This is a genomic window from Sphingobium sp. SJ10-10 (assembly GCF_036038995.2).
Taxonomy (GTDB): Bacteria; Pseudomonadota; Alphaproteobacteria; order Sphingomonadales; family Sphingomonadaceae; genus Sphingobium.
Window position 1 is genome coordinate 390,164 of sequence record NZ_CP158133.1, and the last position, 15,172, is coordinate 405,335.

The following is a 15,172-nucleotide window of genomic DNA, read 5'->3' on the forward strand; positions in this document are numbered from 1 at the left end:
GATTTCCCCTGTGCGGCCGCCCATTTGCTCCATTTACGAGGATGGAGGGTGCGGCGGCGGCACCGTCGCGCCCCGCCGGTCAGCCGTGGTTCACACCCGTTCCCAGATGGCGGCGATGCCCTGGCCGCCGCCGATGCACATCGTCGTCAGGCCAAGACGCCCCCCGGTGCGCTGCAGTTCATAGATCAGCTTGGTCGTGATGATCGCGCCCGTCGCGCCGACCGGATGGCCGAGCGAAATGCCGCTGCCGTTGGGATTGACCTTCGCCGGATCGAAACCCAGTTCCCGCGAGACGGCGCAAGCCTGCGCCGCGAAGGCTTCGTTGGATTCGATCACATCGAGATCAGCGACGCTCAGCCCCGCCCGCTCCAACGCCTTGCGCGTCGCAGGCACCGGCCCGATGCCCATATAGGCGGGGTCGACACCTGCATGGCCATAAGCGACCAGCCGCGCCAGGGGCTTCAACCCCTGCGCCTTCACCGCTTCCTCGCTCGCCAGCACGACCGCCGCCGCCCCGTCGTTGATACCCGAAGCATTGCCCGCCGTCACCGTGCCGTCCTTCTGGAAGGCGGGCTTAAGCTTGCCGAAATCTTCCGCCGCCGCATCGGTGCGGACGAATTCGTCGGTGTCGAACGGCACCGGCTTGCGCCGCACCAACACCTCAACCGGCACGATCTGATCCTTGAAATAGCCCTGAGCGATGGCGTTGGCCGCCCGCTTCTGGCTTTCAAAGGCGAGCGCGTCCTGATCTTCCCGCGAAATGCCGTAGCGCGCGGCGACATTCTCCGCCGTCACGCCCATATGCATGCCCTGGAACGGATCGCTCAGCGCTCCGATCAGGCCATCCTGCACGACCGCATCGCCCATCTTCTGGCCCCAGCGGGCGGCAGGCAGGAAATAAGGCGCGCGGCTCATGATCTCCGCACCCGCGCCCAGCGCGATCTCGCAATCGCCCAGCATGATCGACTGCGCGGCGGCGATGATCGCCTGCAGGCCCGATCCGCAAAGCCGGTTCACGCTATGCGCCGGGCTTTCCTGCGGCACGCCCGCGCCGATGGCGGCGATGCGTGCGGCATAGGCATCCCTGGGCTCGCAATGGATCACATTGCCCAGCACGACATTGCCGATTTGGCTCCCGTCGATGCCCGCGCGCCCGATCGCGGCTTTCGCCACATGGGCGGCGAGTTCGCCCGGCTTCTGATCCTTGAGCGAGCCGCCGAAGCTGCCAATGGCGGTCCGCGCCGCCGACACCAGAAATACGTCCGTCATCTTCCTGTTTCCTATCAGCCTTGAATATTGAGATCTTCGAACCGCCCGCCCTTTGCGGCGAGTTGTTCGATCAGCGGCGCGGGCGTCCAGGCCCAGCCGTTACTACCGGCCGCCAGAGTGCGAAGCCGGTCGAGCACAGCGGGCAACCCCATCAGATCGGCCTGGAACATCGGCCCGCCCCGCTCTCGGCCAAAACCGTAGCCATGGAGGTAGATCATGTCGACATCGACCGGCCGATAGGCGATCCCATCGCCCATGATCCGCGCCCCTTCGTTGATCAGCGCCAGCAGACAGCGGCTGACGATTTCCTCATCGCTGATGGCGCGCCGCGTCAGACCGATCTCCGCCGAATAATCCTCGATCAGCTTGGTGATCTCCGGGTCGGGCTCCGCCGTCCGGCCGTCGGGATAGACATAGATGCCCTTGCCCGACTTCTGCCCGAAACGGCTGAGTTCGCAGATACGGTCGATCACGCCTGAATAGGGACGGTCGGGCTGTTCCACGGCGCGGCGCTTGCGGATCGCCCAGCCGATATCCTGTCCGGCCAGATCCATCGTCCGACACGGTCCCATCGCCATGCCCCAGCGCTCCATCGCGGCATCGATCTGCTGTGGCAGCGCGCCTTCCTCCAGCATGAAATAGACCTGCCGCAGATATTCCTCGAACATGCGATTGCCGATGAAGCCGTCGCACACGCCCGATACGACGCTGACCTTGCCGACGCGCTTGCCGAACGCCATCGCCGTCGCCAGCACGTCCGGCGCGGTTTCCCGGCCCCGCACCACTTCCAGCAGCCGCATGATATTGGCGGGCGAGAAGAAATGCAGGCCCACCACCCGCGAAGGATCGGCCACCAGCGCCGCGATCGCATCCAGGTCGAGCGTCGACGTGTTGCTCGCCAATATCGCATCCGGCCGGGTGATCGCATCGAGCGCGGAAAAGACCTGCTTCTTGACGCCCATATCCTCGAACACCGCCTCGATCACCAGATCGGCATCGCTGAGCGCATCCAGTTCCGTCGCGGGGGTGAAGGCGGCAATGCGCGCATTCGCCACGGCCTGATCGATCCGGCCCTTTTCCACGTCGCGTTGGATCGTCTTGCGGATCGTCGCTTCCGCCTTGGCCAGCGCATCGGCCCGCAGTTCGACCATCGTCACGGGCACGCCGGCATTCAGCAAAGCGAGGGTGATGCCGGTGCCCATCAGCCCGCCGCCGATCACCCCGACATGCCGCACCTCACGTGGCCGGACATCGCCCGACAGCCCCGGAATGCGCGCTACCGTCCGCTCCCCGAAAAAGGCATGGCGCAAACCACGCGATGCCTCGGAGCGCATCAGTTCCCCGAACAGCTCCGCTTCCAAGGCAAGGCCAGCGGCCAGATCATCCGACAGCGCAGCCACGCAATCGATGATCCGGGTCGGCGCCTGGCTCAAGCCGCCGCGCAGCTTCGCGCGCCGCCCCTCGATCGCCTCCCCAAGATCGGCAGGAACCGGCAAAGCACCCGTCCGGCGCAGCGGCGGGGCATTGCGCGCCACCTCCAGCGCCGCTTCCACCACATCGCCGTCAACCAGTTGATCGACCAAGCCGAGCGACAACGCCCGCTCCGCCGTCACGGGCTTGCCCGACAGCATCATGTCGAGCGCCGCTCCAGCGCCGATCAGCCGCGCCAGCCTCTGCGTGCCGCCCGCGCCCGGCAACAGGCCCAGCGTCACTTCAGGCAAGCCCAGACGGCTTCCCGCCTGCGCGATGCGGACATGGCCCGCCATCGCCAGTTCCAGACCACCACCCAGCGCCATGCCGTGGATCGCCATGATCACCGGCTTGCCGGAATCCTCGACTGCGGCGATCAGGTCGCGCAAAAGCCCGATCTGCGCGGGATCGCCGTCGAAATCGCTGATGTCCGCGCCGCCGCAGAACATCCGGCCAGCGCCGGTGACGACGATCGTCCGGCAGGCGGGATCGCTGACCGCCAGCCTGACCTTCGCCATGATATCTCCGACAAAGCCATTGCCGACGGACAGGGCGTTTACCGGCCCGTTGGACAGACGCAGCAATAGGGTCGCGCCCTCATGACTAACCTCGACAGCCATGCTATCCCTTTCGCTCAGAAGGCGTCGGCGCCAAGCGCCATGATCGTGGCTTCACCCGCCGCGATGCTGCCCGCCAAGCCCTGCGCCTGCGGCAGCATCCGTTGCGCGAAGAAGTCGGCAACAGCGCGCTTGGCCTCATGCAGCGGCGTCTCCCCATTGGCGGCGGCAGCCATGCGCGTCCACATCCAGCCCATGGAAACCAGCGCGAAGAGGCGCAGATAATCGACCGAAGCCGCACCCGCCGCTTCCACGCCCGCACCCCGCAGCGAAGCCGTCACGCCGCGCAGCAAGGTGAGCGCTTCGCCCGTCCTTTCCGCGATGGACAAGCCTTCCGCCGCCTTCAATTCTTCCGCAATAAGCGCGAAAAAGCCGTCGACCACCGCGCCGCCCGCCATGGAGAGCTTGCGCCCGACCAGGTCCATGGCCTGCACGCCATTGGTGCCCTCATAGATCTGGGCGATGCGCGCATCGCGGACATATTGCTCCATGCCCCATTCGCGGATGTAGCCATGGCCGCCGAACACCTGCTGCGCCTGCACCGCGCTTTCGAAGCCGTAATCCGTGAAGGCCGCCTTCACCACCGGGGTCAGCAGCGCGACAAGAGCATCGGCCTTGGCCCGTTCGGCCGCGTCGGCATGATGATGCGCCCGGTCGAGCTGCAACGCCGTCCACCCGGCAAGAGCGCGCCCGGCCTCCACGAAAGCGCGGATATTGAGCAGCATGCGCCGCACATCGGCATGTTCGATGATCGCCACAGGGCTCCGCGCGCCATCGGCGCTGCGCCCCTGGAGCCGCTCCTTCGCATAGCCGGCGGCCTGCTGATAGGAGGCGCCGGCAATGCCCAGCCCCTGAATGCCGACCATCAGCCGCTCGGCGTTCATCATGGTGAACATGGCGGCCACACCCTTATTCGGTTCCCCCACCAGCCAGCCGGTCGCGCCGTCATAGTTCATCACGCAGGTCGGCTGGGCATGAATGCCCATCTTCTTTTCCAGCGCGCCGACCGACATGGCATTGCGGATCGTGAAACCACCATCCGCATCGGGCAGATATTTGGGCACCAGGAACAGGCTGATCCCCTTCACGCCCGCTGGGGCATCGGGCAGCCGCGCCAGCACCAGATGAACGATATTGCCGCCGAAATCATGATCGCCCGAGGAAATGAAGATCTTCTGCCCGGTGACGGCATAGCCGCCGTCGGCATCGGGAACCGCCTTGGTCTTGAGCAGGGCAAGGTCCGTGCCCGCGCCGCTTTCCGTCAGCGCCATGGCGCCGGTCCATTCGCCGCTCACCATGCGCGGGAGGTAGGTGGCCTTCAACGGATCGCTGGCATGAGCCATGATCGCCTCGCACGCGCCACGCGTCAGGCCGGGGAACAAGCCAAAGGACAGATTCGCCGCCGACAGCATCTCGTCCAGCCAGAGCTGGAGGATGAAGGGCAAGCCCTGCCCGCCATATTCCGGGTCCGCCGAGAGCGAAGCCCAGCCCGCAGCCACAAAATCGCGCCAGGCTTCGGCAAAACCCTCCGGTGTCCGCACCTCGCCGTCGACAAGGCGGCTTCCTTCCTCATCGCCATGACGGTTGATCGGGTGCAGCCGTTCCGCGCACATGCGCCCCGCTTCTTCCAGCACGGCCGCCGCCAGGTCCGCATCGACATCCTTGCCCGTCTCCGCCATCGCCCGGTCGAAGCCGAGCACCTCGGTCAACAGGAAGCGGTAATCATCGATCGGCGGAACATAGCTGAACATCGGGACTCCTCCTCAAAGCGCGGCGCCCTCCTATACCAAACATCTGTTACAGTCAATTGCGCAGGGAAGCGCGCAGCATCCGTCTACCGCCACCGCAATCCGTCAGCTAGCGCCTGCGCGGACCGCCTGCCTCCATGCTAGGTCCATCAATTCGGGAAGAACCCGGACACGCTCCCGCGCCTGGGACGAGGACGCCGTTCCCCGGATGACGCGGCCCTTGATGCCGTGGAAAATCGCCGCCAGCCGGAAGAAGTTGAAGGCGAGGTAGAATTCATAGCCGGGCAGCGACGCCTGTGCCGTACGCGCGCAATAAAGCGCGACATAATCCTCCTCGGACGGGATGCCGAGCGCCTGGATATCCGCTCCGCCCAGACCGGCGACGATATGCGGCGGCATGCGGTACATCATCGCATTATAGGCGAAGTCGGCGCCGGGGTGGCCCAGGGTCGAAAGTTCCCAGTCGAGAACCGCCAGCACCCGCGGTTCCGTCGGATGGAAGATCATGTTGTCGATGCGGAAATCGCCGTGAATGATGGCGCTGCGATCGTCATCGGCCGGAATATGCGCGGGCAGCCATTCGATCAGCCGATCCATGTTCGGATCGCGCCCGGCGTCGCTGTCCTCCAGATATTGCTTCGACCAGCGCGCAATCTGCCGCTCGAAATAATTGCCGGGGCGGCCATAGTCGCCAAGGCCCACGCCCTCATAATCGACCATGTGAAGCTGAGCCATGGTCGCGTTCATCGCGTCGAAAATGGCGGCGCGCTCGCCATTGCTCACGCCCGGCACGGTCGCGTCCCAGAAGATGCGGCCCTCGACCATATCCATGACGTAGAACCATGTGCCGATCACGCTGTCGTCGGTGCACAGGCCATGGACGTGCGCCACGGGAAATCCCGCCTTTTCCAGGCCGACGAGAACCTTCGCCTCGCGTTCGACCGCATGGGCGCCCTTCAGAAGCTGGCCGGGCGGCTTGCGGCGCAGCACATAGCCATGCCCCGGCGTAACGAGCTTATAGGTCGGATTGGACTGGCCGCCCTTGAATTGTTCGACCGACATCGGGCCGGCAAAGCCGGGCACATTGTCCGCCATCCAGCGCGAAAGCGATGCTTCATCGAAGGCAAAGCCTTCGCGGACCGGCGTCGTGCCGACATTATCTTGCGCCTGCGCGCTCATGCCGCCGCCCCTTTAAGGAAATCGCGCTTGATGCCCTTGGCCAGGCTCCATTTATGCACTTCGGTCGGGCCGTCATAAATGCGGAAGGCGCGGATTTCGCGAAAGATCTGCTCGACCACCGTATCCCCCGATACGCCGGTTCCGCCCATGACCTGCACGCAATTGTCAGCGATCTTCATCAGATGTTCCGACACCGCGACCTTGGTCATCGAGCTTTCTTTCGTGCCGAGCGATCCGGTGTCGAGCACGCCCGCACACCAGTCGATCATCAACTCGCATTGCTGGAGCGCGATGCGGTTTTCCGCCAGCATGAATCCAACCCCTTCATGGTCTATCAACAGCTTGCCGAAGGCTTGCCGCGTGCACGCATAAGCGGTGGCGATTTCCTGCGCGCGGATGCAGGCGCCCAGCCAGCGCATGCAATGGGAAAGCCGCGCGGGACTGAGCCGCACCTGCGCATATTTGAAACCTTCGCCGGACGCGCCCAGCATCTGGTCGGCGGGCACACGCAGATCGGTGATCTCGATTATGGCATGACCGCCGGGCATCGAACTGTCCATGGTGTCCAGCACGCGCTCGATACGGATCGCCGGATCGGGCAGATCGACCAGGAACATGCACGCGCCATCGTCGGACTTCGCCATGACGATGCCGACCTTCGCCCCCTGCGCGCCGGTGATGAACGCCTTTCGCCCGTTGATGATCCAATGATTGCCGTCGAGCCGGCAGGTGGTCGTCATCATCGAAGGATCGGAACCCGCGCCGCCCTCCCCGGCCGGTTCGGTCATGAAGAAGGCGGACCGCGCCTCGCCCGCCACCAGCGGCTTGAGGAAACGGCGCTTCTGTTCGGCGCTGGCGACATGGCCGATCAGATACATATTGCCTTCATCGGGCGCCATGGTGTTGCAGGCGATCGGGCCGAATGGAGACAGGCCGGACCGGATCAGCACCATCGCCGTTTCGCGCTGCGTCAAATGCGACCCGTCGGGCAATATGTGCGGGGTGAGCACGCCGGCCTGACGCGCCTTTTCCCGCATCTCCCACACCATCTCCTCCGGCGGACCATGGCCATGGACCTCGAAACGGGGGTCTTTCTCATAGGGAATGATCGTTTCGCGGACGAAGTTTTCGACCTTCGCCGCGATCTCTTGCGCGCGTTGCGTCATGCCTCTCTCTTTCTGCCGGAGGGGTTACAGGGTGCTGACCAGATGGCCGCCGTCGACTTCGATGACGGACCCGGTCATGTAGGAGGATAGGTCGGACGCCAGCAGCAGCAGCGGCCCGTCCAGTTCCTGCAAATTGCCCAGGCGCCGCTGCGGGATGCGCCTGATCATCGCCTTGCCCGCCTCGCTTGCCCAGAAGTCGGCGTTGAGTTCAGTCTCAAGATAGCCCGGCGCCAGCGCGTTCACCCGGATGCCCAGGCGCGCCCATTCGAGCGCGAGGGTTTTCGTCATCTGGATCGCCCCGGATTTGGACACCGCATAGGAAACGACGCCGCCCGCTTGCCTGAGGCCCAGAATGGACGCGATGTTGATGATGGAACCGCCCTTTTGCCGCGCCTCCATGGCCCTGGCGGCCGCCTGCGACATCAGGAACATGCCCTTGAGGTTGGTGTCGATCACCGCGTCCCAATCCGCTTCGCCATGGCTAAGCGCCGGACCGTCGCGCACGATGCCGGCGTTGTTGACGAGGATGTCCACCCGCTCCAGCGCGGGCGTCGCTGCCGAAATACTCGCCATATCGGACACGTCGAGCGCGATGGCGGAGCATTTGCCGCCGGCAGCCACAATGGACCCGGCGACATCGGCCAGCGCCTCCTGACGGCGGGCGCCGACGATGACCTCCGCGCCCGCTTCCGCCAGCACCTTAGCGAAATGGGCGCCAAGACCACCCGAAGCGCCCGTGACCAGAGCAACCCTACCTTCCAGCTTCCATCGACTCATTCGGCACCTCTCGGTCGTTAAAATGGAACATTATTGTGGAACAATCAATTGGAACTTGAGCATCCCCCTAATTGTGCCCATAGAAGCGGAATGCTGACCAACGACGCGAACGCCGGAGAGACGAAGGCCGGTTCTTCCCAACGGGTCTATCGCGGCATCCTGCGCGATCTGGAGGAGGGACGGATGGTTCCGGGCCAGCGTTTGGCCGAAACGGAACTGGCGGCCCTTTATGGCGTGGGACGAAACGCCGTGCGGGAGGCCATTCAGCGCCTGAACGGACGAGGCGTGATCGACCTGAACCCCCACCGCTCGCCCGCCATACGCTTGCTCAGCATGGACGAAACGCTCGAAGTGCTGGAGGTGGCCGAAGCGATGACCGCATTGGCGACCCGTTCGGCGGCCATGCATTATCACGAAGACCGGCACGGCGAATTGCTGCGCTCGACGCTAGCGATGGTGATCGAGGCCGACATACATGACGAACCCGGCATGTTCAGCCGGGCACGCCGCCATTTCTACCGCGCGCTGCTCACGATCGGGGGCAATCGCGAGTTGCAGCGCCTGTTTCCGGCCATCAGCATGCACATCATCTACGCCCAATATCAGAGCCGGCAGCTCCGTAGCATCCGGCTCGCGGACTATCGCTCGATCGTCGACGCCGTCGTAAGGCGAGATCCCGTCGCGGCCGAAAAAGCCGGGCACGATCATGTGCGGCATGTTCGGCAGATCATCATGGCGACGCCCCGCCGCCCGTAAGGCGCGGAAACTTCAGCTAGGCATCGCCAATCGAAGGCCCGCCGCCGGATGCGCTCGCGTCAGTTGCCGTCGCATTAACGTTCCTGAAACCCACCCGCGCGCATAGTCGAAAAATGCCTATTCATGCGATCGTAGATCAGCCCTCGAAGTCCGACAACAGGCGCGGAGCCGCTCGCTGGCGCATTCGCCTCGAACTGCCCAACACGCTGGACGAAACAAGCGCGAATGTCGTGATCCACGACATCTCCACGGCCGGCATGCTCATCGACACCAAGTCGCAGCTCAAGATCGGGCAAAGCGTCATGGTGTCCTTGCCCGATGCCGACAAAGTCGCCGCGCATGTCGTCTGGCAAAATGAGTCGCTGTTCGGTTGCCGTTTCGATCAACCGCTGCCGCAAGGGGTGGTGAGTGCGGTGCGGCTGCGCAGCCCGAGCCGCGATGAGGTAAAACCCATTGCAGATCGACCCGAGGCGACCGTTGCGGAGGGGCTGCCCGAACGCCTGCGTCGATTGCGGCAGGAACGGGGTCTGAGCCGCGCCGCCCTGTCCGAGCAGACGGGGTTCAGCAAGCCCACCATCTGGGGATGGGAAACGGGCAGGACCATGCCGCGCAAGGACAATTTGCACATTTTGTCGGGTGTTTTCGGCCTGACCGAACAGCAATTGCTTTTCGGCAAGGAAAATTCTCCGCTTCCTGAAGAGAAGAAGGCATCCCCTGAATCTTACGCCAATCCGCTCAAAGATATTATCGATCTGTCGAAAACGAAAATTGCCGAAGCGGCGGGCGTGAATAAGTTCAAGGTTCACATCTATATCGAATATTAGCATCGGCCGATACGGCGGCGGCACTGTCGCCACCGTGCCTCCGCCAAGGATTATTCGTGCCGAAAGACGGCAACGATCTGCGCTGCCATCTCGCCCGGCGTGAGTCGGCCGGGCCGATACCAGTCCGCCATGCCGTTCAGTTGAACCAGAAGCAGATTGCGATAGACTGACCGGTCGATATGCGGCGGCAGCGAAAGCTCCTCCACCAGCGACCGGAACAGCCCCTCGAACCGGTCGCGCCGCGCGATCAGTTGTTTGCGGACATCATCGGGCACCTCCCGAAAATCGTTCATCATCGGCGTCGTCAGCGAATCGGGGGCGAGTTGAATGTCCAGCAATGTCGCGCAGGCCGCCGTCAGCTTCGCCCATGGATCGGATTGCGCCCCGACGGCTTTGGCTATCTGTTCCTCCGCCCCGTCGAGCGCGGCATTGTGCAACTCGACGAACAGCGCATCCTTCGACTTGATATGATGGTAGAGCGAACCGCCCAGTACGCCCGCCTGCTCGCCAATGTCCCGCATGGACGTTCCGCGATAGCCCTTTTTGGCGAATAGCTGGGCCGCAATCTCCAGAATCTGGCGGCGGCGCGCCGACCCCTCATCGGTCGATCCGGATAGAATAGGCTTTGTCATCACGACCGGCGCTAGCACATCCTTGAAAGCCCGCGAAGCCTCTGTTCCGGATGAGTGGAACAGGCGCTTCATCTTTGCTAGCTCTGTCGGAATGTCGGGGGCTGGCCGGAAAGATGGGAGTGCAGGGCCGCCGGCCGTCATGGGCGGCGGGATGCGACCCTGACCGATGGATGACCCGTCCTATTTCCCGGACAGCCTCTTGGTCGCCGCGGCGGTCGACGGCGACCGCAAGGCTTTCGAAACCTTGCTGCGGCGGCATTATGACCGGATTCACGGGCTCGCCTGGCAGTTGACCGGCTCGCGCAGCGATGCCGACGACGTCGCGCAGGAGGTATGCTGCACCCTGGTCGAGAAGATCGGCAGTTTTCGCGGGGAGGCAAAGTTCACCACCTGGCTCTGCGGCATCGTCTATAATGCCTGCCGCGATCTGCGCCGCCGCAAGCGCTCCTTCAGCGGCTTTGCCGAGCGGCTGGCGGTGATCGCCGGACTGACGCCCGCGCCGGACGGCCGCGATCTGCACGACGCCATCTGGCTCAAAAGCGCGATCGCCCGGCTGAAGCCCGCCTATCGGGACACGGCGGTGCTGATCGCCGGTCAACAGCTTACCCATGCGGAAGCCGCCCCGCTGCTGGGGGTAAGCGAGTCCACCGTCGCGTGGCGGATGCACGAGATCCGACGATTGCTGTCTTTCGACAAAGCGGAGGCGCGTTAGCTCACGCCCCTCCGGAAAAAATTTTCTTAACCTCCCAAGCTTTCCCCCTTGAGCCGCGTCCCAGTGATTGACGGATGATTTGCGCCGTCTCCATCATGGGAGAATGTCATGCCTCGCTTCCTTCCTTTCATCGCCACGGGCTTTATGAGCTTCGCCCTGGCTTCCTGCGCCGGTCAGGGGACGCACGAAATGGCGGCGCCGAACGCCCCCGCACCGGCTGAGGAAATCGTCGTCACCTCCCAGCGGGCCGACAGCGCCGGCGCATACCAGACCCACAAGGCCAATGGGGCGGTTCGGGCGGAACCGGCATATGCCCCTCCACCCCCGGCGCCGATGCTCGCCATGCCGGAGCGCAGGCCATGGCCGCCCGCTTATCATGACGTCGGGCGCGACACATTCGCGAACAAGGAGGAGAACCGCTTCCAGATCGTCCGGGAACAGCCGGTTTCGACCTTCTCCATCGATGTCGACACCGCATCCTATTCCTTCGTGCGCGCATCGCTCAACCAGAATGTCCTGCCGCAACCCGCCGCCGTCCGGCCGGAGGAGATGATCAACTATTTCCCCTATGATTATGCCGCGCCGCGCAGTATCGCCCAGCCCTTCACGACCAATGTCGCGGTCTTCCCCAGCCCCTGGACGGCCGGGCGCAAGCTCGTCCGCATCGGCATTCGCGGCTATGCGGTCCAGCGCGCCGTGCGGCCTCGCGCCAATCTGGTGTTCCTGATCGACACCTCCGGTTCCATGAACGAGCCCAACAAGCTGCCGCTGGTGAAGCAATCCCTGTCCATGCTGGTCGGCCAGCTCGACCCCAATGACCATGTCGCCATCGTCACCTATGCGGGCAGCGCCGGGACCGCGCTGGAGCCCACGCCGGTCAGCCAGAAGCACAGGATTTTGGAGGTCATCAACCGCCTTGGCGCGGGCGGCGGCACGGCGGGGGCGGAGGGCGTTCGCCAGGCCTATGCGCTGGCCGCCGCCAATCTGGACCCGACGGGCGTCAACCGGGTGATGCTGGCCACGGACGGCGATTTCAACATCGGCATCACCAATGTCGATGAGTTGAAGGGCTTTGTCGAACGCGAACGGAACAAGGGGATTTTCCTGTCCCTCCTCGGCTTTGGCATGGGCAATTACAATGACGCGCTGATGCAGGCGCTGGCGCAGAACGGCAATGGCGCTGCGGCCTATATCGACACCCTCAGCGAAGCGCGCAAGACGCTGGTGGAGGAGGCCGGCTCCACCCTCTTCCCGATCGCCAAGGATGTGAAGATCCAGGTCGAATTCAACCCCGCGACCGTCGCGGAATATCGGCTGATCGGCTACGAAACGCGCATGCTGAACCGGGAGGATTTCGACAATGATCGCGTGGACGCGGGCGATGTCGGATCGGGCCAGACCGTGACGGCGCTCTATGAAATCGTGCCGGTGGGCGGTCCCCGCGCCGTCCCCGACCTGCGCTACACCCCGTCAGCCAGGGCGCCAGCCGGGAGCGCAAGCGAATATGGCTTCGTCAAGATCCGCTACAAGGCGCCCAAATCGGATCGGAGCCAATTGATCGCGACCCCGATCAACCGGGCCGTGGAATTCGCCCGTTTCGAAAATGCGCCGCTCGATGCCCGCTTCGCGACCGGCGTGGCGGCCTTTGCCGAATTGCTGCGCGGCGGACGCTATGGCGGATCGATCGGCTATGACGATGTGCTGCGCATCGCCACGGCAGCGCGAGGCGCCGATCCATTCGGCTATCGCGCCGAATTCATCCAGTTGGTCCGCGCCGCGAGAACGGCTGCCTCCATGCAGCCACTCTGATCGGGATGGGGGCTGGTCAGGAAAACCGGCCCCTTTCGCAGCGCTACGCTTTGCCGCATAAGATCAACCGATGTACCCGCCCGCCTCTCCTGAACCGACGCAAGGCCCGCCCCGCAAGGATGACAGGAAGCCGTAAATGGCCGGCGAGCGAAACACACCCTTCTCCCTGCCCGATCCGCCGCCGCCTGCCCCAACGCGGCGCGAGGCGGCGGTCGAGGCGGCATTGCGCCGGTTCGATGGAACGGAGCAGGATGCGCCGTCTGTCGGGACCGGCAAAGCTGCGCGTTGGCGGCATCTGCTCGACCGTCCCTATCTGGGGAGCGCGCTTGCCCTATCCCTGCTTGCGCTTGTCGTCCTGCCCGTCGCATGGATGAATATGCCGCGACAGGACGCCCCTTCCCCTCGGATCGCCGCCCGACCGCAGGAAGAACGGGCCGCCGCCGATATGGCCGCCGCGCCCGTTCCGTCGCCCTTGCGCTCCGAACCGCCAGCTATCGTCCCGGAAAAGTCAGCCACAAAACCCCCCGCGCCTGCCCTAGAGCCGGTTCAGGAAAAGGCGGTACAACCGCCGGAGCAAGCGCCCGCCATACAGGCTTATGGAAGCATGGCGGCGGCTCCCGCTGCCTCTCCTGCTGCTCCCCCTCCTCCCCCCGCGACCCTCGCCAATGCGGAGGTTTCGGCAAGGCGCGCCAACAAGGCAGCCGATAGCGAAGCCGCCGGGGACATCGTCGTCACCAGCGCCAGGGCCGATCCGAACCTGCTGCGCGGACGGGGCGACTGGAACGCCTGCACCGTGCTGGACCCGCAGCAAGACCTCACCGCCTGCAAGCGGCAGGTCGATCCCGCCGCCAAAGGAGACAGGGCCCGTGTCGGCGCGCCTATGGCCGATGGGCTGACGCGGGCTTGGCAGGGCGACTGGCGCGATGCCGTGGCCGCCTTCGACAAGGCGATCGCCGTCGCGCCGAAATCGGCCCAGGCCTATCTCAATCGCGCAATGGCCTATCAGGCGCAGGGCGAGAGCGACCGTGCACTAGAGGATTTCGACAAGGCCGTCCGCTATGCGCCCTATGCGGCGCGGGGCTATTATCATCGCAGCCTGCTGTTGCGGCAGCGCGGAGAAACACGGAAAGCGAAAGCAGACCGAGCCCGCGCCGCCGAACTCGACAGCCGCTACGATCCCGACTGATCCCCGCTCAGCAGGATCGCGTCGGGGCGGGCCAGCACCGCCAGCGGCAGCCCCGCTCCCACCGCCCGTTCGACCGCAAGCCGCGTCGGCGCGGAAATCGTCACCAGCAAGGGGCAGTCCGCCAGCACCGCCTTTTCCACCAGTTCATAGGAACAGCGCGAAGAAAGCAGCGCAAAACCGCCATCCCATTCCCATCCGCGCCGCCGCATCGCGCCGATCAGCTTGTCGAACGCATTATGCCGCCCGACATCCTCCCGCGCCAGGCGGATCGCGCCGTCCGCCGCCACCAGCGCCGCGACATGCGCCGCGCCGGTTCGCATGTTGAGCGGCTGATGCTGTCCCAAATCGCCCAGTGCCCGAAAGATCGCTGCCTTGTCGGCCAGCGTCCGGCCGGTGACGGCCGGCAAGGGCCGGATCGCCTGTTCCAGATTCTCCACGCCGCAAATCCCGCAGGAGGATTCCGAAGCGCGATGCCGCACCCGGCTGAGCAAAACTTCCGTCCGTCCCTCCGGCAAGGTCGCACGGGCAATGATCCCCTGCTCCGTCGCATGCATGTCGACGTCGAAGGGCGCATCCTCCGGCCCGATCAGCCGTTCCGCCAGCGCGAAACCCAGCACCAGGTCCGCCACATCCGCAGGCGTCGCCATCAGCACGGCATAGCCAATGCCGTTAAATTCGATCGCGACCGGCACTTCCTCGGCCAACTCGCGGGTCACCGCCGTCACCCGGCCTTCCGGCGTCACCTGCCTGAATATGACGGATTCATCCTCCAGCACGGCGCTCAAGGGGCCGCGACCCGGCGGACGGCGGCGGCGGCAATGGAGGAAAGCGCCTCGGGACGCTCCGCCGCCAGCACGGCGATGCGCCGCTTCATCGCCGGATCCCAAAAGGCGCGCATATGATCCGCCGTCATCGCCACAGCCTCCGCCTCACCCGATGCCGCAAGATTGCGGGCGATCTGGTTCGCCATGTAGATCAGGCGGTCTTCGGTCGACATGACCTCATTTTCATCGCTCATACGCCCGAT

General features: G+C 64.7%; 14 protein-coding genes. 5 read left to right on the forward strand and 9 right to left on the reverse strand.

What is annotated here, in order from left to right; all coding sequences use genetic code 11:
- Positions 1 to 90 precede the first annotated feature (90 nt).
- The 6 genes from VVT58_RS17415 to VVT58_RS17440 form a co-directional block, all read right to left on the reverse strand.
- Positions 91 to 1,269, reverse strand: a complete 1,179-nt coding sequence (locus tag VVT58_RS17415; protein ID WP_327754848.1) for an acetyl-CoA C-acyltransferase family protein — start codon at positions 1,267 to 1,269, stop codon at positions 91 to 93.
- Positions 1,270 to 1,283: 14 nt separating this feature from the next.
- Positions 1,284 to 3,359, reverse strand: coding sequence for a 3-hydroxyacyl-CoA dehydrogenase NAD-binding domain-containing protein (locus tag VVT58_RS17420; RefSeq protein WP_327754847.1), 2,076 nt, complete (start codon positions 3,357 to 3,359; stop codon positions 1,284 to 1,286).
- Positions 3,360 to 3,373: 14 nt separating this feature from the next.
- Complete coding sequence (locus VVT58_RS17425) at positions 3,374 to 5,107, reverse strand: acyl-CoA dehydrogenase C-terminal domain-containing protein (protein WP_327754846.1); 1,734 nt, start codon at positions 5,105 to 5,107, stop codon at positions 3,374 to 3,376.
- 102 nt (positions 5,108 to 5,209) lie between these two features.
- Complete coding sequence (locus VVT58_RS17430; RefSeq protein WP_327754845.1) at positions 5,210 to 6,283, reverse strand: phosphotransferase; 1,074 nt, start codon at positions 6,281 to 6,283, stop codon at positions 5,210 to 5,212.
- Positions 6,280 to 7,449: an acyl-CoA dehydrogenase family protein gene (locus VVT58_RS17435; RefSeq protein WP_327754844.1), complete on the reverse strand. Its 1,170-nt coding sequence runs from the start codon at positions 7,447 to 7,449 to the stop codon at positions 6,280 to 6,282. Before VVT58_RS17435 ends, VVT58_RS17430 begins: the two co-directional genes overlap by 4 nt.
- A gap of 24 nt (positions 7,450 to 7,473) precedes the next feature.
- Positions 7,474 to 8,226, reverse strand: coding sequence for an SDR family NAD(P)-dependent oxidoreductase (locus VVT58_RS17440; protein ID WP_327754843.1), 753 nt, complete (start codon positions 8,224 to 8,226; stop codon positions 7,474 to 7,476).
- Between the two features lie 90 nt (positions 8,227 to 8,316).
- Between VVT58_RS17440 and VVT58_RS17445 the strand changes: the two genes are divergently transcribed.
- On the forward strand, positions 8,317 to 8,982 hold the full coding sequence (locus VVT58_RS17445; RefSeq protein WP_327754842.1) for a GntR family transcriptional regulator: 666 nt from the start codon (positions 8,317 to 8,319) through the stop codon (positions 8,980 to 8,982).
- Between the two features lie 113 nt (positions 8,983 to 9,095).
- Positions 9,096 to 9,806, forward strand: a complete 711-nt coding sequence (locus VVT58_RS17450) for a helix-turn-helix domain-containing protein (RefSeq protein WP_327754841.1) — start codon at positions 9,096 to 9,098, stop codon at positions 9,804 to 9,806.
- 50 nt (positions 9,807 to 9,856) lie between these two features.
- Here the strand turns inward: VVT58_RS17450 and VVT58_RS17455 are convergent, their stop codons facing one another.
- A complete protein-coding gene (locus tag VVT58_RS17455) occupies positions 9,857 to 10,438 on the reverse strand; it encodes a TetR/AcrR family transcriptional regulator (RefSeq protein ID WP_327754839.1) in 582 nt (193 codons plus the stop codon).
- A 166-nt stretch (positions 10,439 to 10,604) separates the two neighbouring features.
- Here VVT58_RS17455 and VVT58_RS17460 point away from each other — a divergent pair, with 166 nt between their 5' ends.
- The 3 genes from VVT58_RS17460 (at position 10,605) to VVT58_RS17470 (ending at position 14,145) form a co-directional block, all read left to right on the forward strand.
- The gene (locus VVT58_RS17460) at positions 10,605 to 11,150 is read left to right on the forward strand and encodes an RNA polymerase sigma factor (RefSeq protein ID WP_327754838.1); all 546 of its coding nucleotides are present in this window, start codon (positions 10,605 to 10,607) and stop codon (positions 11,148 to 11,150) included.
- 108 nt (positions 11,151 to 11,258) lie between these two features.
- Entirely contained in the window at positions 11,259 to 12,959 is a 1,701-nt protein-coding gene (locus VVT58_RS17465; RefSeq protein WP_327754837.1) for a VWA domain-containing protein, read from the forward strand.
- A 136-nt stretch (positions 12,960 to 13,095) separates the two neighbouring features.
- Positions 13,096 to 14,145, forward strand: coding sequence for a tetratricopeptide repeat protein (locus VVT58_RS17470; protein WP_327754836.1), 1,050 nt, complete (start codon positions 13,096 to 13,098; stop codon positions 14,143 to 14,145).
- Here VVT58_RS17470 and fdhD read toward each other — a convergent pair.
- Positions 14,130 to 14,930 carry a formate dehydrogenase accessory sulfurtransferase FdhD gene (fdhD, locus tag VVT58_RS17475; protein WP_327754835.1) on the reverse strand — a complete coding sequence of 267 codons (801 nt, stop codon included), beginning with the start codon at positions 14,928 to 14,930 and terminating at the stop codon, positions 14,130 to 14,132. The genes VVT58_RS17470 and fdhD overlap by 16 nt on opposite strands.
- Positions 14,927 to 15,163 (reverse strand): formate dehydrogenase subunit delta, encoded by a 237-nt coding sequence (locus tag VVT58_RS17480; RefSeq protein WP_327754834.1) that lies wholly within the window; start codon positions 15,161 to 15,163, stop codon positions 14,927 to 14,929. Before VVT58_RS17480 ends, fdhD begins: the two co-directional genes overlap by 4 nt.
- Positions 15,164 to 15,172: the final 9 nt, after the last annotated feature.

Bases quoted from the DNA above. Each gene is read 5' to 3' on its own strand.
- VVT58_RS17450 (WP_327754841.1), top strand. From the start codon at position 9,096: ATGCCTATTCATGCGATCGTAGATCAGCCCTCGAAGTCCGACAACAGG.
- VVT58_RS17465 (WP_327754837.1), top strand. From the start codon at position 11,259: ATGCCTCGCTTCCTTCCTTTCATCGCCACGGGCTTTATGAGCTTCGCC.
- VVT58_RS17415 (WP_327754848.1), bottom strand. From the start codon at position 1,269: ATGACGGACGTATTTCTGGTGTCGGCGGCGCGGACCGCCATTGGCAGC.
- VVT58_RS17430 (WP_327754845.1), bottom strand. From the start codon at position 6,283: ATGAGCGCGCAGGCGCAAGATAATGTCGGCACGACGCCGGTCCGCGAA.
- VVT58_RS17470 (WP_327754836.1), top strand. From the start codon at position 13,096: ATGGCCGGCGAGCGAAACACACCCTTCTCCCTGCCCGATCCGCCGCCG.
- VVT58_RS17435 (WP_327754844.1), bottom strand. From the start codon at position 7,449: ATGACGCAACGCGCGCAAGAGATCGCGGCGAAGGTCGAAAACTTCGTC.
- VVT58_RS17440 (WP_327754843.1), bottom strand. From the start codon at position 8,226: ATGAGTCGATGGAAGCTGGAAGGTAGGGTTGCTCTGGTCACGGGCGCT.
- VVT58_RS17455 (WP_327754839.1), bottom strand. From the start codon at position 10,438: ATGACAAAGCCTATTCTATCCGGATCGACCGATGAGGGGTCGGCGCGC.
- VVT58_RS17480 (WP_327754834.1), bottom strand. From the start codon at position 15,163: ATGAGCGATGAAAATGAGGTCATGTCGACCGAAGACCGCCTGATCTAC.
- VVT58_RS17460 (WP_327754838.1), top strand. From the start codon at position 10,605: ATGGATGACCCGTCCTATTTCCCGGACAGCCTCTTGGTCGCCGCGGCG.
- VVT58_RS17425 (WP_327754846.1), bottom strand. From the start codon at position 5,107: ATGTTCAGCTATGTTCCGCCGATCGATGATTACCGCTTCCTGTTGACC.
- VVT58_RS17445 (WP_327754842.1), top strand. From the start codon at position 8,317: ATGCTGACCAACGACGCGAACGCCGGAGAGACGAAGGCCGGTTCTTCC.
- VVT58_RS17420 (WP_327754847.1), bottom strand. From the start codon at position 3,359: ATGGCTGTCGAGGTTAGTCATGAGGGCGCGACCCTATTGCTGCGTCTG.